Below are 20,198 nucleotides of genomic sequence, written 5' to 3' on the forward strand. Positions count from 1 at the left end.
ATGACTATATTAATTTTATTTGGCAGCTTTATTCTATTGATGTTATTGGGTTTACCGATCGGTATTGCACTTGGTTCAGCGAGTATTTTAACCATTTTATCATTGCCCTTTTTGTCCTTAGAATTTTTTACATTAGGTCTGATTAGCGGACTCAACTCCTTTACGCTATTGGCCGTTATTTTATTTACACTCGCAGGGAATTTAATGAGCCAAGGCGGTATTTCAGACCGACTATTAAAAGTAGCTTACGCTTTTTTCGGTAACACAAAAGGCGGGTTAGGAACCGTTACTATTATTGCATGCCTATTTTTTGCTGCCATTTCAGGTACAGGCTCAGCGACTGTGGCCGCCATAGGTTTAGCTATGATTCCAGCAATGGTTAAAAACGGCTATGACAAACCGTATGCAGGGGCAATGGTTGCGACAGCTGGAGGCTTAGGTGTCATGATACCTCCCAGCGTTGTGATGATTGTTTATGCCGTGACGGCTGGCGTTTCCGTTACATCTATGTTTATAGCTGGAATTGTTCCGGGCTTAGTTGTTGCCGCTATTCTTATTATTTATAACTTATTTCAATCAAAGCGATTTGATTCAAAGAAACAACATTTTGACACCTCTTGGGAGGCAAAACTAAAAGCCATCAATGATGCTAAATTGTCCTTATTAATGCCTATTTTAGTGTTAGGTGGCATTTACAGTGGCGTGGTCACACCAACAGAATCGGCCGCTGTTGCTGCGGTATTTGGCTTTGTTCTAAGCGTCTTTGTTTATAAAGAATTGTCCATCAGCCTTGTGCCTAAAATCATCCTTGAGTCCGCCTTACTTGTCTCTTCAGTACTCATCATTGTTGGTGCATCTGTTGCTTTTGGACGCATTATGGCTCTCGAAAATGTGCCCACTATTATTGCTAATTTCGTCATTAATTTAACAGAAAATAAAATTCTTATTTTACTAAGCATTAACTTACTGTTGCTGATAGTTGGTACTTTTTTAGAAACATTAGCCGCTATTGTTATTTTAACACCTATCTTATTGCCTGTTGTTGTGCAACTTAATGTCGACCCGGTTCACTTTGGTATCGTCATGATCGTTAATCTTGCAATTGGCTTTGTTACCCCTCCTCTCGGCGCCAATTTATTTATGGCGGCTCAAGTGGGTAATATCAAATATGAACATCTATCTAAGGCTGTTATTCCTTGGATCATAGCCATGCTATTCGCGCTTATGCTGATCACATTTATCCCTACTATTTCGTTGCTGTTTCTCAGTTAAACAGCACCACTCAATTTACATTAACAAAAAAAGAGGTCCATCATGGCTATCTATTTAAAAACTGGAAAAGAAGAAAGTGTCGTTGCTGAAATGAACGCCCAAGTAAGGGCCATTGTTGAAGCGGCAATCATTGATGTTGAAACTCGTGGAGATGAAGCGGTTCGTGAAATGTCGAATAAATTCGATAAATGGGATCGTGAGAGTTACCAGCTTACACAAACAGAAATTCAAGCCTGTTTGGATAGCCTGAGCAACCAAGAACTAAAAGACATTGAATTTGCTCAAACACAAGTACGTCGTTTTGCAGAACATCAAAAAGCCGCTTTACGAGACATTGAAGTAGAAACCTTACCCGGAGTGATCCTAGGTCATAAAAACATTCCTGTAAATTCCGTCGGTTGCTATGTTCCTGGTGGCAAATACCCCATGGTCGCCTCTGCACATATGTCCGTATTAACAGCCAATGTGGCTGGCGTTAAACGCATCGTATCTTGTGCACCACCATACAAAGGAAAGCCTTCCGCGGCTATTGTGGCCGCACAACATCTAGCAGGTGCTAATGAAATTTACGCTTTAGGTGGTATTCAAGCGGTTGCCGCTATGGCGATCGGCACGCAAACCATTAAACCTGTTGACATGCTTGTGGGGCCAGGAAACGCCTTTGTTGCCGAAGCAAAACGTCAGCTATTCGGCCGTGTTGGTATTGATTTATTTGCTGGCCCAACGGAAACATTAATCATTGCTGACGAGACTGTAGATGGTGAACTCTGTGCTGTTGACTTACTTGGTCAAGCTGAGCATGGCATTAACTCACCAGCCATTCTGTTAACAAACTCTGAGCAACTAGCTAAAGAAACCATGGCGGAAGTAGAACGCCAGTTAACCATTTTACCTACCGCTGATGCCGCGCGCCAAAGCTGGGAAGAATATGGGCAAGTTATCGTTGCTGAAAGTTATGATGAAATGCTTGCTATCGCAGATGATCTTGCGTCTGAGCATGTGCAAATAATGACTAATTGTGATGATTGGTTCAAAGACAATTTAACAAATTATGGTGCACTGTTTCTAGGCCCACGCACTAACGTTTCTTTTGGTGATAAGTGCATTGGCACCAACCACACCCTTCCAACTAAAAAAGCAGCACGCTTCACGGGCGGTTTATGGGTTGGTAAATTCATCAAGACATGTACGTATCAAAAGGTTATCACCGATGAAGCCTCTGCTCATGTCGGTGAACACTGTTCTCGACTTTGTGCTTTAGAAGGCTTTGCAGGACATGGAGAACAAGCCAATATCCGTGTTCGTCGCTACGGTAACCGTATCGTAACGCCTTATAGTGCTGTTCAACCTGAGTAATTGCCATGAACTTACCAAAAACACCGTCTTTTAACCTCCAAGGCAAACGCGCCTTGGTAACCGGTGCAGGTAGAGGTATTGGCCTAGCATCAGCTGTCGCATTAGCGGAAGCTGGTGCTCACGTCACCTTAACTGCACGAAGCGAAAACGAAATATCAAGCGCCGCATTAGCCATTAGAGAACAAGGATGGTTAGCCGACTCAAAAACACTGGACGTGACGAATCTGGAGGAAGTGGCTCAATTCATCGAGACCTCTGAACCATTCGACATTCTTATATCCAGTGCGGGAGGGGCCAAGCACCGCCCAGCATTAGAAGTCACAGAAGCCGACTTTGATTTTACTTTTGATTTAAACACCAAGTCTGCTTTTTTTGTCGCTCAATGTGTTGCAAACAAGCTCATTAAACATCAACTTCCGGGAAGTTTGATCACTATCTCTAGCCAAATGGGGCACGTGGGTGGCCCAAACAGAGCAACCTATTGCGCCAGTAAACACGCCATTGAAGGCTTTACTAAAGCAATGTCAAAAGAGCTGGGGGCGCACAACATTCGCATCAACACCCTTTGCCCAACGTTTATTAAAACACCTTTAACTGAACCTTTTTTACAAGATGCCAGCTTTAAGGCGTATGTCGAGGACATGATTGCGTTAAAGCGTGTCGGTGAAATTGAGGACATTATGGGGCCAGCTGTATTTCTTGCATCAGATGCCAGCGCACTAATTACTGGTAGCGCTCTAATGGTTGATGGTGGTTGGACTGCCTATTAAATTAAATTCAAGAGTGAATACATGAATACTCAAACATTACAACAAAGAATAGTACGCTACGGAGAGCTGATTCCTTGCCGTACTGCGTTTATCGATACTCACACTCCAGGCTCAGATCAAAAAGAAAACTTTACTATCATTGGGGCAGGTGTATCTGAAAGTCTAGATCAACATGTCCATATCCATGAGACACCTGGCTTTAACATTGGCGCAGCAGGACAGCCACCTAAATGCACTAATTCATTACACACTCATCGTACCGCTGAAGTGTTCTTTGTCCATAAAGGAACTTGGCGTTTTTTTTGGGGTATCGATGGGACCGATGGCGAGTTTATTGCTAAAGAAGGCGACCTATTCAATATCCCTACAGGCATTTTCAGAGGGTTTGAAAATGTGGGTGAAGAGTACGGTATGATTATGGCCGTTCTTGGTGGTGATAATGCTGGTGGTGGCGTAATTTGGGCACCCCACGTCATAAAAACAGCAGAGCAACACGGTTTAATTTTAGCGGAAACAGGCCGTCTTTATGACTCTAAAAAAGGGGAAAAATTACCTAATGGTATTAACCCAATGCCACTATTAACGTTTGAAGAATTGGCACAATTTCCTGTTTTAAGTGAAAAGGAAGTTATTCCTCACTATGTTGCTCGCTACCTCGATATAAAAGCAACTGGAAATAAAGAGACCATTCAAGTGTTAGGCGCTCAAGGATTATTAAAGGATAGGCCTGGGTTTGAAATTGATTTTTTACAAGCTGGTCAAGCCGGTTTAGGAGAATCCTATACAAGTAATCAACATGAAATTTTTATGGTCCATGAAGGCCATTGGAAAATAACAGTGGATGATGAAACGGCCATTCTTGCGCCAGGAGATACCTGTGCGGTACCACCTAATACAACCCGAAGTATACAACCTAATGTAAGTGGTGTGACTGGGCTGTTTCTTGTTCGCAGTACCGATGATGACGCAGGCTATACTCAAAGTGTTTAATTCAACATTACCGCTTGTTCTGATTCCTGGCATGATGTGTGATCAACGCTTGTTCGCACATCAGCTTACGGCCTTTCAGAGTGATCGCGATGTCCTGGTTGTTCATGCAAATCATGGATCAAGCATGGAAGCCATCGCTAATGACGTATTTAATCAAATCCCCTGGAAACGCTTTGCTCTAGCAGGGCTATCCATGGGAGGCATCATTGCTATGGAAATGGCCCGTCAGCATCCTGAGCGTATCGCTGGTTTAGCTCTGATGGACACCAACCCTTGGGCTGAATCTGCAGAAATACAAGCAACTAGAACACCACAAATTGAAATGGCGCTTGAAGGACGGCACTTAGAGGTCATCCAACATCAAATGGCACCAAAATACGGTGGTTCAGATACAGAACAAGAAGCTCAATTATCACTTGTTTTAGCCATGGCTCAAGATCTAGGACAAGACGTTTTTATTCAACAATCCTTGGCGCTACGTAATCGACAAGATCAATCTGAATCACTCAAAAACTTTACAGGCAACAGCATCACTTTATGTGGTGAATTTGACCAGCTATGTCCATTAAATCGGCATCAAGCTATAGCGGCTATGATGCCAAATTGTCAACTACACGTAATCCCTAATGCGGGCCATTTAATTACTTGGCAAGCACCACAAGCAACCAACAATCATCTTGAAAATTGGCTGGAGAATCTTATATGATTTTTGACAAGGCTTACTTCGACGCTCTACGAGCTGTTGATACTCCTTCTATTGCAAATGCCATCGAAGTGGTATTAGGCAAAAGACAAGGCGACGGTTTTACTCGTAAAACCGTTTTAGCTGCGAACACGTCTCTTGCTCCTATTTGTGGCTATGCACGCACTGCAAAAATTAAAGCCGCTGTACCCACTACAGAAAAAACAGAAATAATTGCGACTCGTCGAATGGCATATTACGAATACATGGCGAATTCACCGGAATGCAGCATCGCTGTGATCGAAGACCTAGACTATCCAGACTGTGTTGGTGCTTACTGGGGGGAAGTGAATACGGCCGTTCATAAAGGTTTTGGGTTAGAAGGAACTCTTACCAATGGTGTCATGCGAGATCTCGATGCTATGGCAGAGGGTTATCAAGTTATTGCGGGGTCTATTGGTCCTTCCCATGCATTTGTGCGAATCAAGGAAATTGATACACCTGTCTCACTATTTGGATTAACCATTCACCCAGGAGACATGATACATGCCGATAAACACGGGGCCGTTGTCATCCCAAAAGCAGCTCAAGCAGGTCTAGTTGAAGCCATAAAAAAAATGATTGATCGTGAAAAGATTGTTCTCGATGCAGCGAAACAACCTGGTTTTAACTTTGAGTCATTTAAACAAGCTTGGTCTGAGTTTGAAGCACAAAGAGAAAAATAGCGTTAGCGTTAGCGTTAGCGTTAGCGTTAGCGTTAGCGTTAGCGTTAGCGTTAGCGTTAGCGTTAGCGTTAGAAAATAGTCATAAAATGACATTCTAGAATAATGCCACTAGCTTGATCAGTCCTTACGAATTAATCATATAACGGATCTAGAAGCCTACCTCGGTAGGCTTCTATTAAACTACCGACTACTTCATTAACAATTAATCTTTATTTTACCTTGTTAATTTCAACATCATGGTATCTATTAAAGAATGACGAGTTGGATAAATGACTTTCGATAATTCTTCACTTTCTGATCCAACTCAATCATCAATTGCTTACCTTATTGCTGGTTGAATTCAGTAAGAATCTCGTTGTAACGACCAGATGTTTGAATTTCAATCAAACCATTGTTAAATGCATCACGAAGCTTTTCAGCGTTTGGAATAGATTTAGAAATCAAAAGAAATAAATCGTTTTCCTCAAGTGGTGGCGTCAAGATTTGCAGTTTTGAGACATCAATTCCTTCCGATTTGGCGGCTTCTCTCGCTACGGCTAGGTTATCTGCGTAAAGCTGTATTTCACCGGTATTTAATGCTTTCACCGCATCAGATACTTCTTGGTATTCTTTTAATTTAGTAAATGCGAAGCTTTCAAAAGATCCGCCAATAACAAATCCTTTTAGCTTCCCTATGCTGTATGAGTCTAAAGACTCAAATGAACTGTAGTTGTTTAGGGGGAAGTCAGACTTTTTAATCAGACCCGTTAGCACCGTATAGATTGGAATAGAGTAGTAATATTCTTTAGTACGCTCTTCTGTAAAGTAACCACCGACAATGGCATCTTTATCACCGTTTTTCACAGACGATAGCGCTGTTTGCCAAGCCGTAAACTCAATCGTACTGTCGTAGCCAGACTGAGCCAGTGCTTCATCAACAATAGCCGTTATGAAACCACCTTTTTCCAGGCTTTCACCGAAGAATGGCGGCCAGTTCATGGTTGTTAGCTCAACTGTTTGAGCTTGAAGCGTAAGAGGTAGAGCAAGAGCAAGAGCAGAAAAAAAGTTCGTAACTATTTTCATTTGGTGTTCCTCTTTTTAATAAAATTCAAAATTAACCTGTACATTCTTTATGCCACTGCAATCAAAAATATGTTAACTATTCCGTCCACTAAAAAAATAAGTGCCATTAGCCTTTTTAAGCACCCGTCACTAACAGCAACTTATTTAATTTAAGAGAACCTCTTTCCTATCTAGAGGTTCAATACACCCTTAACCTGATACTTTGACGAATAAGGAAGAAGCATAACTTCGTAATGATCTTCCTTACGAAAGATCCGCTATTTCCCTTTCCACTATTTTCTTCACTTGCTCTTCATCAGCGACAAAGCTTTCGCTGTCTTTGCGTAACGACTTAACTAAACCGAACATCATTGCAATGATGACAAAGGTAAAAGGCAATGCACCAGCGATTGAAGCCGCTTGCAAGGCTTTTAATGCCTCGCTTCCACCCATTAGTAGAATCATCAGGGTTACTACACCAAGTAAAGTCCCCCAAAGAATTCGCTGCTGAACCGGAGGGCGACGACCAAATGACAGCAATCGACCTAATACCAGTGTGCCTGAATCGGCTGCCGTTACAAAAAACACCACAACCACAACCAGCGCACAGACTTTAGCAATTGTCGCAGCAACGCCAGGAGTCAGTACTTCAAAAGCGGTAAACAAGGTTCCTGCATAATCCCAATTATTCACAGAAGTGTTGTAAATACTCATGTCTGCCCCATATATGGATGCATGAATACCGGCTGAACCAATCACACTAAACCACACTAAAGAAACGAGCGTTGGAATAAACACAACACCCATAACAAACTCACGAATAGTACGTCCACGAGAAATACGCGCAATAAACATACCTACAAAGGCGGACCATGCAATCCACCACCCCCAATAGAAAATAGTCCATCCACCCTGCCAAGTTTGCTCGTCACTGCTGCGAGCCGTCCAAAGCGTCATAGAAAGAGATTGAGATGCATAATCACCTAACGTAGTCAAACTGTTTGCAATCAAGTAATTCGCATTCGATGCAAAAAGAAAGTACAAAATAATAGCGATACAGATGTAACTATTAAACTGAGACAACATATTAATGCCTTTTGCGACACCACTAGTGGCAGACAAGGTGGCAATTAAGGTAATAAATACAATGGATAGAACGGTCACCATGGTGGATCTTTCAGCTAAAACGTTCAGCGAAATTAGTCCCGAGCTAATCTGCTCTACACCCAGTCCTAATGTGGTGGCAATACCGAAGATGGTGCCAAAAACGGCCAATATATCAACCGCATGACCAATCGGGCCATAAATCCTATTACCAATTAATGGGTAAAGTGCAGAACGAATTGAAAGTGGAAGACCTTTTCGAAAAGAAAAATAGGCCAACGACAATCCGACTATGGCATACATCGCCCAAGCAACAGCGCCCCAGTGAAATACAGTTAACGTTAAGCCACCAACAGCGGCCTCAGCCACAAGATCATTAGGAATAGGAAAACCCGCATCTCCTGGCTGCATGCCTGCGGCAAGTGCCGCTTGTTTAGCTTCGAAAAAACGGCTTACGGCCTCTTTCACTTCGGTACTAATGAAAGGGTTACCACCGCTCCAGCCGCTGGCAAAATGTATCATGGGTTCCGACATGGAGAAGAACAGCATGCCTGCACCCGTACCACAGCCGAAAAGCATTGAAAACCAAGCAAAGTTTGAAAACTCAGGTCTTTCGTTATCTCTACCTAATCGAATTGCACCCACTTTACTCACCATTAACGTCGCGCAGACAACGAAAGCAAGTAGCATGACAAGGATGTAATACCACCCCAACGTTTCTTCTATCCAGCTTTTCAAGCCTATGAACTGCTGACTGGCTATTTCTCCGAGCAAAACGGTATAGAGAATAAACACAACCACCATAATTAAGGCTGTTATTCCCAGAGTTGTATTAAGCCCTTTTAACATTCCCCGCTGGGAGATGAGGGCATCGATCTCTTTATCTTTTAGCATTGGTAACCTCTTTATTTTTTTTATTGTCTTAACGTCATATTATTAATCTAAAATTGATATAACAAACTAGAAAAATAGGGTCTCTCCATAACGAAATTAATGGCTCAATTACCATGAACGATCAAATCAACCCTACTCATGATTTTTTCTTTGTTTAACTAACTCGGCAAGTACTCTTTGGCCCAACCTAAGCTGGCAATGTTATCCTTAATCATGGCTTCTATTTCAGGCTCACTGTAGCCGACACTGGCTAAGACTTTTTTGGTTGAATGCCCAAATTTTTCAGTAGGCGCTATTGCTCGTATTAACGCCCGACTTGGCCGAATGGAATAGTGATCAATTTGAGTAAAACAATGCCCACTGGGATGTTCAGGGTAAACAGAAAACGCATAGCTACCAAAATGTGTTCCCACTTCACCATCATGAATACGACTGTAATCGTGGCGTAACGTCTCAATTGAATTTGGCTCAGCCACAGCAACATCAGCTACTCTAAGTAGGTTAAGCCAATGTGACGTAGCGGCTTGCTTAAACGCATGCTGTAAATATTTGTGGAGATCTGGCGTATCGCCAAGTTCGTGTAACCCTTCTAATGACTTTATTTTATCAAACTCGTTATAGTCCGAATCAAGGAAAATCCAACCGTCCATTGTTTCATAGAAATGTGATAAAGGATGATTACCTAGTGCTGTACGACCAGACGCCTCGTTAAATGGCTCTCTTCCTTTATAATCAAACATAAAGGGGATTTGCGCCATATTGGTCACGGCAGAAAGAGACGTTCTAACTCGGCTGACACAACCTGTCGTTAAGTGATGGTACATAGCAAGAGCCATTCCCATACCGGCCGCAAAGCCACAGTTAACATCTAACGTTCCAACATGAGCATGTTCTTCAGGCGTATCACGGCCGCCAAAACGCATCATGATACCGCTGTTTGCTTGAATAATATCGTCGTAACCAATGTAATCTGACTTAGGTCCTTTCAATGGGCCACCAAAGCAATCCAAGCGACAAAAAAGAACCTCTGGGTTAATCTCAAGTAAGCTCTTTGTATCCAACCCTAATGACACAAGCTGACGCTCAGGTGCATTAATAAGAACTAAATCAACAGATTTTACCAGTCGATTAAACACTTCTCGCCCTTTATCAGTCATGATATTAACGAGCGCTTTCTTTTTACCCATGTCAGTTTGAAAGCTATAAAGACACCCTATCAGCGGATCATAAAGCGGTTTTACTGGGTCCAACTTAATAACCTCTGCACCAAACCGTCCTAAAAAAGCGGCCGAGTGTGGACCCGCGATCACATTCGTGAGATCAAGCACCTTCTTACCATCTAACCAGCCCTTCGATTCTTGACTGGCCGTCTGACTTCTTTGTGGTAACGCGTCTGAAAATGGCGACTTCGAACGGCATAATCGATCCAGTGCTGTCTCAAAATCAACAAATTCTCTGCCCTTAGCTTGCATAAAAGCAGACGCATTATGCTCAAACCAAACCAAAGGTCCCGGCTGCTTCATCAAACCATATTCAGGGTCCTCAACCTCAATAATCAAGCCAGCTTGATTGGTATGATCGTCGTGCAACCATTCTTTGGTTGTACGCTGAGAAGCGCCAGGAATGCCAGTTTCACCAAAGATACGATCCCATTCACTGGCCGTTTTGGTTAAAAAAGCTTTCTTCATTTTCCCTGAAATCACCCCAGCCCATTTGGCCGGCAATGGGTATACACCAAGTGAGGTTTCGCCGTCCCATTCATGGACAGGTGCATGCAAGTCTTGTACATCCGGAAATCCTTCAGCAATGAGCTCGTTGTACACGCCTAATACTTGTAAAGCACGCTTGGCATGATTGCGATGAGATGGACAAACACAGTAAAATTTACCACCGTCAGCACAATCATAAGTGCGAAAAAATGGATCTAAGTATTCTTGTAGTTCTTCATAAGAGAGATCCATTTCGATTTCGTTCTCATGACGGTATTCAATTTCATGTTCACGCATGGTCTTGTAGCGTTCAGGCAACCCATCTATCACAAAAGAATTGTAAGAAAGTCCCTCCATTAATGCGGCCGCCACCGGTACCTCTATATGATCTCCATGACCATGATGAGCTCGCTCGTATAAGGCCATTATCACAGCGCTCGCCGCAAGCGAAATGGCGTAGGAAGAGCCTAAGGGAACCGGTGAAAAGCTTGGTTCAATACCCATGAGGACTCGGTTGAACCCCATGTCAGTAAAGGAGCCTGAAGTAGCGGCGATAATCGCTTCTGTCGCTTTCCATTCCCGCCTTAACATATCATTACTGGCAAAACCCGGTATTGATAGAGTGATAAGCTCTGGACGTTCCATTCTGAGTTCTTCGAAATCAATACCTACCCTAGCCAAAACGCCAGGACGAAAATTCTCTATTACGATATCGGCTTCATCAATCAGCTTCATTGCTTGACTGAGTCCTTTTGAGGATTTCAGGTCTAGAGTAATACATTGCTTGTTGCGATTTAACACCGCATTGGCAGGACTGACCCACTGAGGACCTTGTGGTGGGTCAATATGAATTACTGTTGCACCAAGATCGGCTAGCGTCATGGCAACAGCGGGCGCCGCAATTTGTTGTCCAAAGTCCACGACTCGAACACCAATAAGAGGTAGTTGATTGTTATTGTTCATCTCTATTGATCCTGTGTAAAAAAACGTCTTCTTACGGATAAAGAAAACCAGTACGAATGATGTTTATTTTTGTTTTTTTAGGGCCAAGCCACTTCGTAGGTACTGTAAAAATCAGCACTCGGTGAATACTAGAATTCCACCTAGTCAGCTACTAGCAATAAAAACGAGACCAATGGGTAATGTTTTTTTATACCTTTTCGAGAGCAGAAGGCACTTATTTCATAACCAACTGATATATATAAAAATCCTAAGAGAACCACCAGAAACCAAGGTAGGAGCAATAAAAAAATCCAACCCTAAGGGTGATTTTTTATTGCTTTAAAGACCTCAACTTATTCATAACAATGACGTTGTTTCGTAGCCTAAGGTTGCGGTAATTGAGGGTGTGCCCGAACACTATAAATATCCGTATTGCCGATGTTGGGAAATCATCAAGACAAATTAAAAATAACAATAAGTGGAGCCGTCGATATGTCTAACGAAATCATTTTGCCTCGTATTTTACAGGTAGGAGAAAATGCCAGTTTAGAGATTCCTACCATCCTGAACAGTTTAGGGTGCTCTCGCCCCCTCATCATCACAGATCAAATGATGGTTGAACTTGGCTACGCTAAACAGGTTCAATCTTGCTTACAAGATAATCAAATCAACTCAGAAGTCTTTTGCGATACCGTGCCAGAACCGACGGTTAGCTCAATTCAAGCTGGAGTTGAAACCGTTCGTAATGGCCACTTTGACAGTATTATTGCACTAGGGGGAGGTAGCCCAATCGACAGTGCAAAGGCCATTAGTATTTTAGGGAAGCTTGGTGGTGAGATGCGCGATTATAAATTCCCTAGAATTGTAAATGAAGAAGGGCTACCTATCATTGCCGTGCCAACTACAGCTGGAACAGGCTCTGAAGTCACTCGGTTCACCATCATTACCGATGAAATGAATGACGAAAAGATGCTTTGTGTTGGGGTTGGCTTTATGCCAGTAGCCGCTGTTGTCGATTACAAATTCACCCTCAGTTTACCGGCACGTATTACCGCTGATACAGGCATTGATGCATTAACTCATGCGATAGAAGCCTATGTAAGTAAGAAGTCAAACCCATACAGTGATAGCCAGGCTATTGCCGCGATGAAGTTAATTGGCCCTAATCTACGCCGCGCTTATCACGATGGCGGCGATAGCAAAGCCCGTGAAGCGATGATGTTAGGTTCTACCCTTGCGGGCGTTGCCTTTTCTAATGCCTCTGTTGCTCTAGTTCATGGTATGAGTAGACCTATTGGTGCCGCCTTTCATGTACCTCATGGGCTTTCAAATGCCATGTTATTACCTGCTGTAACCGAGTTTTCCATCCCAAGTGCCATTGAGAAGTACGCTGATTGTGCACGGGCAATAGGCGTCGCAGATCAAGCTGACACAGATGAAATGGCCAATCAAAAATTGATCGCTGAACTGAGAGCCATTAACGATGAATTACAAGTGCCCACACCAGAGCAATTTGGTATTGACCGGCAGCCGTTTTTTGACTTAATGCCGACGATGGCCGAGCAAGCTCTTGCGTCTGGCTCGCCTAATAATAACCCTGTCGTGCCATCTGCGGAACAAATTATCGATATTTACAAACAGCTTTGGTGAATTACCACTGCGTAACCGAGTCACATAAATAATTCAGTACGATACTAACGATATTAGAGGAATAACAATGAACACCATCGGACACCTAATCAATGGTCAATTAGTCACCACTACTCAGCGCCTACAAGATGTTTATAACCCAGCGACAGGTGAGGTTTCAAAGCAGGTAGCCTTAGCCTCTAAAGAAACAGTAGAAGAAGCCATTTCAGCAGCACAAGCGGCCTTCCCTGCGTGGCGTGATACGCCACCGATTAAAAGAGCCAGAGTCATGTTTCGCTATAAAGAATTGCTAGAACAAAACGCGGATAAAATTTGTGAGTTGATAGGTCAAGAGCATGGAAAAATTTGTCATGATGCGGCTGGTGAGCTACAACGGGGCATTGAAAATGTAGAATTTGCATGTGGTGTACCTGAACTTTTAAAAGGTGAGTTCAGTAAAAATGTTGGACCCAATATTGATTCCTGGAGTGAGTTTCAGCCTTTAGGTGTCGTAGCTGGCATTACCCCTTTTAATTTCCCTGCCATGGTTCCTATGTGGATGTTTCCGCTTGCCATTGCATGTGGCAATACCTTCATTCTAAAACCTTCGGAACGAGACCCTAGTTCGACTCTGTTTCTTGCGCAATTATTAAAAGAAGCAGGTTTGCCAGATGGCGTACTAAACCTTGTTAACGGTGATAAAGAAGCCGTTGATGTATTACTGACTGATGACCGAATTAAAGCCGTAAGTTTTGTAGGTTCAACTCCAATTGCCGAATACATTTATGCTACAGCCAGCGCCAATGGCAAGCGTTGTCAAGCATTAGGAGGGGCTAAAAACCACGCAATTGTGATGCCTGATGCGGATATAGACAATGCGGTAAACCAACTTTTAGGCGCTGCCTTTGGCTCCTCCGGTGAGCGATGCATGGCGTTGTCAGTTGCTGTCGCCGTTGGAGACGAAGCCGCAGATACTTTGGTCGAAAAAATGCAAACCGCTATACAAAACCTAACTGTGGGTGAACACAGTGACAAAAGTAATGATTTTGGCCCCGTCATTACTCGTGAACACCAGCAAAAGGTTGTCGGCTATATTAACAGTGCTGAAACGGATGGCGCTAAAGTGGTCGTTGATGGCCGATCGCCTAGCGTCTCTGGCTTTGAAAACGGTTTTTTTGTGGGGGCAACACTTATTGACTGTGTAACACCTTCCATGCAAAGTTACCAAGAGGAAATTTTTGGTCCCGTTCTGCAAGTCGTTCGTGTCGCGACGATGGAAGAGGCGATGAAACTTATTAATGACCATGAGTACGGAAACGGTACGTGTATCTTCACCCGTGACGGGGAAGCCGCGCGCTATTTCTCAACTCATATTCAAGTAGGTATGGTAGGTATTAATGTACCGCTCCCTGTACCGGTTGCATACCATAGCTTTGGCGGCTGGAAACGTTCGTTATTTGGAGACCTTCATGCCTACGGACCTGATGGCGTTCGCTTTTATACTAAACGCAAAACGATCACACAACGCTGGCCTTCTAGCGGCGTACGTGAGGGCGTCTCTTTTGCCTTCCCTAGCTAAGAAAACCATTAGTTAAAGTAAATAGGTCAGTACTTGTGCTGACCTATTTCTTATTTTGATTAACTTGAATAAATGGTTTATTCGAGCATTTAACAACTTAGTTTGAATAAATTTCATCGCCCAAATGAATTATCAAGCGAATAGATGCGGTAATTTAAATCCTTTTGATTTAGGATTTAAAAAACCGGTAACGAGCATTATTTGGCGCTCTAGACTCGTAAACTTAAGAAGTATAAAAATGAAAAAAAAACTTCCTCCTTTTAATTGGCTCAGATCATTTGAAGTGTCTGCACGCTACTTAAACTTCACGCAAGCAGCTCAAGAACTTAACATGACCCAAGCCGCCGTCAGTCAACAAATAAAAGGGTTAGAGGCTCAATTAGGGACTGAGCTTTTTAAACGTTTGCCAAGGGGCTTAGAGCTCACTAAATCAGGACGCGCTTACATTCCAATAGTGCATGAATCTATAGAGCGACTTATCGAAGTGACAGATGAACTCTTTGGACAAGGGCAGACCAGGCCATTAACCATTCGCTCTAGTTTGATTTTTTTTACAACTTGGCTAGCACCCCGACTCGGGCGTTTTAGAAGAATGCACCCTCATGTAAAGTTAAGATTACCGACTAATATCTGGCTGGAAGAGCTCGACAAAGAGTCAGACATGGAAATTCGTTACGGAATGGGTGACCGTCCTGGTGTGAATTGCCACAGACTCACATGGGATCACCTAATTCCGGTGTGCAGCCCTGCCCTTTTAATTGCTCCGATACCGCTCGTTTCCCCAAACCAACTTTCTGAGCACACTTTGCTTCATGTTGATGGATATAACGAAGGGTGGGCTTATTGGCTTAACAAAACAGGGTTCCAAAATATTGACTCGTCTCAAGGCATTCATTTTGATACATTAATTTCAGCACTCGAAGTCGCCAAATCTGGAGAAGGTATCGTATTAGGAAGAAGTTCTTTGATTAAAGAAATGATCGCTACAGGTCAATTGGTTGCTCCGTTTGAACCAAAACTCCCAACCTGTGAAGCATTTTATTTAGTAAGCTCTAATCGAGACGTTGAACATCCCCATGCTGAATTGTTTCAAGCATGGATTTTAGATGAAGTTGAGCAGTTAAAAAGTACCGATAATAGTTTTGGTATGTGGTAACGCCAAGAGCTACCTTAGCTTTTTTTACATCATTAAATCAAGACATTGAATAATGACTCGAGCCACATATAAACATCTAAACGCAATTGGCTAAATGCGCTAAGCATTCCAAGACAGCAGAGCAACTAAACTTTCTGTCCCATGCCGTTTCGGTCATGCGCTGAAGAAGGTCGATAAATAGCCATAGAGCATAACAAGAAAAGGCTTACTTGATTACGAAAAACAACCAATCAATACAATGCTTTCGACAACTGTTTTATTGATTGTGTAATTTCAGTTTCGCTTAGTGCACCAAAACCGAACCTTAAATGCGTAGGTGTAATTTGGTCGCCAGTATAGAGTGTACTTAGCGTCGAGTCATTGCCAGGCAGCTTTTCTAAAGTCCTCCCGTTAACGAGTTTCGAAATATCTACCCATATGGCCATACCGCCAGTAGGCAAAGTAAAAGAAATTTTATCACCAAAAATTCGCTTAAACTCCTGAGCAGCAAAATCCCTTCTGGTTTGATATTGTTTACGGATTTTACGAATATGTCGCCTTACTTCCCCTGACTCCATCAGTTCCGAGAGAACAATTTCAGAGACAGTATTTCCTTGTCTATCGATCAGCACAATCTCTTGTGCAGCTCTTTCAATAAACTGTGAATCCGCCGCAATGTAACCGAGCCTTAGGCCCGGTGCGAACACTTTCGACATAGATCCGATATGTAGAACGTTCTCCGAGTGAGGGAGACTGGCTAGTGGCGGAATAGGGTTGCTCTCATAATGAAATTCATGATCATAGTCATCTTCAAGTACCGCGAACTTGAATGATTTGGAGAGCTCCAGCAAAGCAAGTCGTCTATCCATAGGCAAGCATACCGTTGTTGGGTATTGATGATGAGGCGTAACATAAATGGCAGCAATGGTATGCTTGGCCAATATGTCTCGTAAATTCTCGATATCCAAGCCGTGTTCATCAAGCTTGCAGGTTATGACTTTAAAACCATTGGATTCAAACGCTGCTCTTGCTGGCAGATAACAAAGGTCTTCCATGATGATAGCTCCTTTGCTTGGATCTAACACCCTTGAAGCGAGGTATATCCCCATTTGACTACCTCTAACAATGCAGATTTGCTCAACTGAGCAGCTCATAAACCTATCGCCAGACAGCATTTTCCTTACTGACTCACGTAACTCTATGGTGCCTCTGGGATCGCCATATCCAAGCTTCGAGTGGCGACTTAGATTGATGCAAACCCTTCGATAGGTTCTCGCGAGTAGTTCATACGGTATTAGTCGTGAGTCAGGTGTTCCGTCATTAACTGTGACAGCACTGTCATAGGAACACACCGCATCCTGATAAAGTACTTCAACCAGTTCTGACGGAGATTTGGCTTTATGCGTGCTATTAACCAAATTTTCGTCAGACCTCGTAGGCCCTAGTTCGGGTAGTGTCTCTGAAACATAGGTGCCTGATCTGGGGCGAGTCTCCAGCCACCCCTGAACCTCCAATTCTTCGTAAACCTGCTGAACCGTTTTTCGATTGACGCTTAGCTGCTCAGCCAAAGAACGTGACCCGGGGAGCATACTGCCTGGAGTTAAACGACCATCTTGTATATCTGTCGTTAGCTTATTCAGTAGCTTCGAATGGAAGGTTTTGCCGGGGCTACTTTCCAGCCAAAACTTCGTCTCCCAAGGATTAGACATTTCACCCCTCATCTGGACCATTAAAAATATAAATACTGGATGTTATTTAGGTACCAGATTATCTGTATCTTGCTCGTATTGTCAATACCACTTGAAGAGGAGACGCAACATGAAGACAGCCAGTAAAACGAAATTAGAGCTGATGCAGAGCACTGAAAGCGATATGCAAAGCCTTATCAAAGACATCGGTCTATCGGATAGGGAAAAGTTAGCATTGACCTGTCGAATCCTATTTGATAAAGGCCATGATTCGGGCCTAGCCGGACAGATCACTTGTCGTTCTAAAGAACCCAATACGTTCTTAACTCAAAGATTTGGCCTGGGCTTTGACGAGATTAGTGCTGAGAACTTAATCGTCGTAGATCAAGATCTTAAGCCAGTGGATGGCGAAGGGATGCCTAACCCGGCAAACCGTTTTCACACCTGGATCTATAAAGAACACCCGGACGTTAACTGCATTATCCATACACATCCAACCTATGTCGCTGCACTATCTATGGTGGGCGTACCGTTGACGATTTCTCATATGGATACGAGTGGATTGTACGACGACTGTTCCTTTGTGGCTGATTGGCCAGGAGTTCCTGTCGGTAATGAAGAGGGACAATTGATTTCTAATGCCCTGGGGGACAAGCGCGCCGTTTTTCTTGCGCACCACGGCCAGCTCGTTACTGGCAGAACCATCGAAGAAGCCTGCAACCTAGCAGTATTAATTGAGCGCGCTGCAAAGCTTCAAGTTTTGGCGATGTCGGTGGGTGAAATCAAACCCTTACCACCAGAACTGGCGAAAGAAGCGCATGACTGGACCTCTACTGACAAGCGAAACAAAGTAAATTTTGCGTACTACGTAAGACAAACACTAAAAAACCACCCTAACTGTATATGAGGAAAATTCAATGAATCTATCAGGAATTATCGGCTATCCGGTAACACCGTTTGGCCATGACAACAAAAGCGTTGACTTAGACAAGCTTGGTAAAGTCATAGATGTCTTGCTTGAAGCCAAAGTCGATGCGATCGCAGCGTTAGGTAGTGCTGGCGAAGCAGCCTATTTGAGTGAATTTGAGTGGAAGCAAGTTGCTGAGTACACCGTAAAGTACGTTAATGGAAAGATACCAGTGGTAATTGGCGTTGCTGAGCTTACCACTGAGCAAGCTATCAACTGTGCGAAGTACGCCTATGACATCGGTGCAGATATGATCATGCTCTCACCTTTTTCATACTACAAGTTGAACGAGCACGAGATCTACTCTCACTACGAGAGTGTATCGAATGCTACGCCGCTGCCTATAATGATTTACAACAACCCTGCAACCTGTGGTGTTGATATGTCGCCAGAGTTCATGTTGAAAATGGTAGATGGTATCGAGAACGCATCCATGATCAAGGAAAGCACTGGCGACATTCAACGGATGCATAAAATCTATAAGCTATCGGAAGGCAAAACCCCCTTTTTTAATGGCTGTAACCACATGGCTTTAGAAGCGCTCAATGCTGGCGCAAGTGGTTGGTGTACAGCAGCACCTTGCCTAATAGCTGATCAGCCTAAGCAACTGTTTGATGCGGTTAAAGAGGGTAAGAGCGAAAAAGCTAAAGCGCTTTTTTATCAACAGTATGAGTTTCTTGAATTTATCGTAAGCTCTGGCTTGGCGGCTGCGGTTAAATCAGGTCTTGCGCTTCAAGGTAATGAAGTAGGAGGACCAAGAAAACCCTTACTACCCCTTAATGAGCTAGCCAAAACCCGCTTGAAAGGCATGTTAGCCGAACTCGTTTAAGCAAATATGAGAAAGGTTTACAAAACGCTATGTAAACCTTTCTATCTATCAATGGTGGGCTTTGATATGAGTGGCGGGGTAATTCGGACATTATCATTTCTTTGCTGAAAAGTGTGGCACCAAATTAGCATTGTCCTAAATTCAGATAATAAGTGCATCACTCACGGTTGGGTAAGTGTCTAGTAAAGTCTGGGAAGTCCAGTATCCAAAATCACCTGCGTATCACTTAATTTGGTTTCTAGAAGCCTTTTGGCCAACATCCTATTAACTAGGGCCACCAAATGGATTGACTCATTAGAGTACTTAACACCGGATTCACCAGCATCTATGTATTTTTGAAGCGAAAAACTTGGCTTGGGACGGTAGCATGAAGAGGATAATTTCATACTTTTGAAACGATGCAGTGCATACTGTCTGATATCAATGTGATCATCATAAGACCCAAGCACAGTAAGTTGCACTTTTTCTTATCATTAATCCGTAAGGGTGTAGAGTATACGAGTGTACTTTATCTTTAGAGTGGCTATAGTATTCAACATCTACCACCTTATTTGACATAACTGCTTCGCACACAATATCCCAACTACCAGATTCAATCTGTGCAGGAACAAGAAGTTTCCCATCAAGTACTATTTTGACTTTTTCCAACCAATTAGAATACGTATCGTCTGACTGAGATTGAATAAAGCTCTTTGCGCGATTCAGTTGAGGAGATAACTGAGATAAAAGAGAGGCTGGTATTATCCCGAGTAAATATTCGTTAACAAGGATAGTGTTCAATGCAGAGGATACGTCCATTGCAGTGAAACTTCCCTGATAGTCTGATGCAAAGCACCACCTATTAGGGCGGACCTTATCATTACAAATTATTGGATAATGCTTAGCT

At 43.1% G+C, this 20,198-nt stretch carries 16 protein-coding genes; 11 read left to right on the forward strand and 5 right to left on the reverse strand.

The genetic code is table 11. The annotated features are described in order from the left end of the window. The 6 genes from IEZ33_RS10495 to IEZ33_RS10520 are packed head-to-tail and all read left to right on the forward strand — an operon-like array spanning nt 1 to nt 5,795. Nucleotides 1-1,272 (forward strand): TRAP transporter large permease, encoded by a 1,272-nt coding sequence (locus tag IEZ33_RS10495; protein WP_191600044.1) that lies wholly within the window; start codon nt 1-3, stop codon nt 1,270-1,272. A 42-nt stretch (nt 1,273-1,314) separates the two neighbouring features. Beyond that, on the forward strand, nt 1,315-2,628 hold the full coding sequence (hisD, locus tag IEZ33_RS10500; RefSeq protein ID WP_191600045.1) for a histidinol dehydrogenase: 1,314 nt from the start codon (nt 1,315-1,317) through the stop codon (nt 2,626-2,628). A 5-nt stretch (nt 2,629-2,633) separates the two neighbouring features. Further along, complete coding sequence (locus IEZ33_RS10505) at nt 2,634-3,398, forward strand: SDR family NAD(P)-dependent oxidoreductase (RefSeq protein ID WP_191600046.1); 765 nt, start codon at nt 2,634-2,636, stop codon at nt 3,396-3,398. 21 nt (nt 3,399-3,419) lie between these two features. Further along, entirely contained in the window at nt 3,420-4,388 is a 969-nt protein-coding gene (locus IEZ33_RS10510) for a cupin domain-containing protein (protein ID WP_191600047.1), read from the forward strand. After that, nucleotides 4,381-5,094, forward strand: a complete 714-nt coding sequence (locus IEZ33_RS10515) for an alpha/beta fold hydrolase (RefSeq protein ID WP_206696841.1) — start codon at nt 4,381-4,383, stop codon at nt 5,092-5,094. Before IEZ33_RS10510 ends, IEZ33_RS10515 begins: the two co-directional genes overlap by 8 nt. Next, complete coding sequence (locus IEZ33_RS10520) at nt 5,091-5,795, forward strand: RraA family protein (protein ID WP_191600048.1); 705 nt, start codon at nt 5,091-5,093, stop codon at nt 5,793-5,795. Before IEZ33_RS10515 ends, IEZ33_RS10520 begins: the two co-directional genes overlap by 4 nt. 324 nt (nt 5,796-6,119) lie before the next feature. On the opposite strand, the gene IEZ33_RS10525 is transcribed toward IEZ33_RS10520, so the two are convergent. The 3 genes from IEZ33_RS10525 to IEZ33_RS10535 form a co-directional block, all read right to left on the reverse strand. Beyond that, nucleotides 6,120-6,857, reverse strand: coding sequence for a substrate-binding periplasmic protein (locus tag IEZ33_RS10525; RefSeq protein ID WP_191600049.1), 738 nt, complete (start codon nt 6,855-6,857; stop codon nt 6,120-6,122). Nucleotides 6,858-7,100: 243 nt separating this feature from the next. Further along, nucleotides 7,101-8,834: a BCCT family transporter gene (locus tag IEZ33_RS10530; protein ID WP_191600050.1), complete on the reverse strand. Its 1,734-nt coding sequence runs from the start codon at nt 8,832-8,834 to the stop codon at nt 7,101-7,103. A 158-nt stretch (nt 8,835-8,992) separates the two neighbouring features. Beyond that, complete coding sequence (locus IEZ33_RS10535; protein ID WP_191600051.1) at nt 8,993-11,506, reverse strand: CoA transferase; 2,514 nt, start codon at nt 11,504-11,506, stop codon at nt 8,993-8,995. A 471-nt stretch (nt 11,507-11,977) separates the two neighbouring features. Here IEZ33_RS10535 and IEZ33_RS10540 point away from each other — a divergent pair, with 471 nt between their 5' ends. From IEZ33_RS10540 to IEZ33_RS10550, 3 genes are all read left to right on the forward strand, one after another. Then, complete coding sequence (locus tag IEZ33_RS10540) at nt 11,978-13,135, forward strand: iron-containing alcohol dehydrogenase (RefSeq protein WP_191600052.1); 1,158 nt, start codon at nt 11,978-11,980, stop codon at nt 13,133-13,135. 67 nt (nt 13,136-13,202) lie between these two features. Next, nucleotides 13,203-14,693, forward strand: coding sequence for a CoA-acylating methylmalonate-semialdehyde dehydrogenase (locus IEZ33_RS10545; RefSeq protein ID WP_191600053.1), 1,491 nt, complete (start codon nt 13,203-13,205; stop codon nt 14,691-14,693). A gap of 238 nt (nt 14,694-14,931) precedes the next feature. Next, nucleotides 14,932-15,849 (forward strand): LysR substrate-binding domain-containing protein, encoded by a 918-nt coding sequence (locus IEZ33_RS10550; protein WP_191600054.1) that lies wholly within the window; start codon nt 14,932-14,934, stop codon nt 15,847-15,849. A 230-nt stretch (nt 15,850-16,079) separates the two neighbouring features. On the opposite strand, the gene pdxR is transcribed toward IEZ33_RS10550, so the two are convergent. Then, nucleotides 16,080-17,537 (reverse strand): MocR-like pyridoxine biosynthesis transcription factor PdxR, encoded by a 1,458-nt coding sequence (pdxR, locus tag IEZ33_RS10555; RefSeq protein ID WP_191600055.1) that lies wholly within the window; start codon nt 17,535-17,537, stop codon nt 16,080-16,082. 109 nt (nt 17,538-17,646) lie between these two features. On the opposite strand from pdxR, the gene IEZ33_RS10560 reads away from it, so the two are divergent. Both IEZ33_RS10560 and IEZ33_RS10565 read left to right on the forward strand, forming a co-directional pair. After that, nucleotides 17,647-18,423 carry an aldolase gene (locus IEZ33_RS10560; RefSeq protein ID WP_191600056.1) on the forward strand — a complete coding sequence of 259 codons (777 nt, stop codon included), beginning with the start codon at nt 17,647-17,649 and terminating at the stop codon, nt 18,421-18,423. A gap of 10 nt (nt 18,424-18,433) precedes the next feature. After that, on the forward strand, nt 18,434-19,312 hold the full coding sequence (locus IEZ33_RS10565) for a dihydrodipicolinate synthase family protein (protein ID WP_191600057.1): 879 nt from the start codon (nt 18,434-18,436) through the stop codon (nt 19,310-19,312). Between the two features lie 432 nt (nt 19,313-19,744). On the opposite strand, the gene IEZ33_RS10570 is transcribed toward IEZ33_RS10565, so the two are convergent. Continuing rightward, complete coding sequence (locus tag IEZ33_RS10570; protein ID WP_191600058.1) at nt 19,745-20,110, reverse strand: WYL domain-containing protein; 366 nt, start codon at nt 20,108-20,110, stop codon at nt 19,745-19,747. Between the last annotated feature and the right edge of the window lie 88 nt (nt 20,111-20,198).

This window comes from Marinomonas algicola (assembly GCF_014805825.1).
GTDB lineage: Bacteria > Pseudomonadota > Gammaproteobacteria > Pseudomonadales > Marinomonadaceae > Marinomonas > Marinomonas algicola.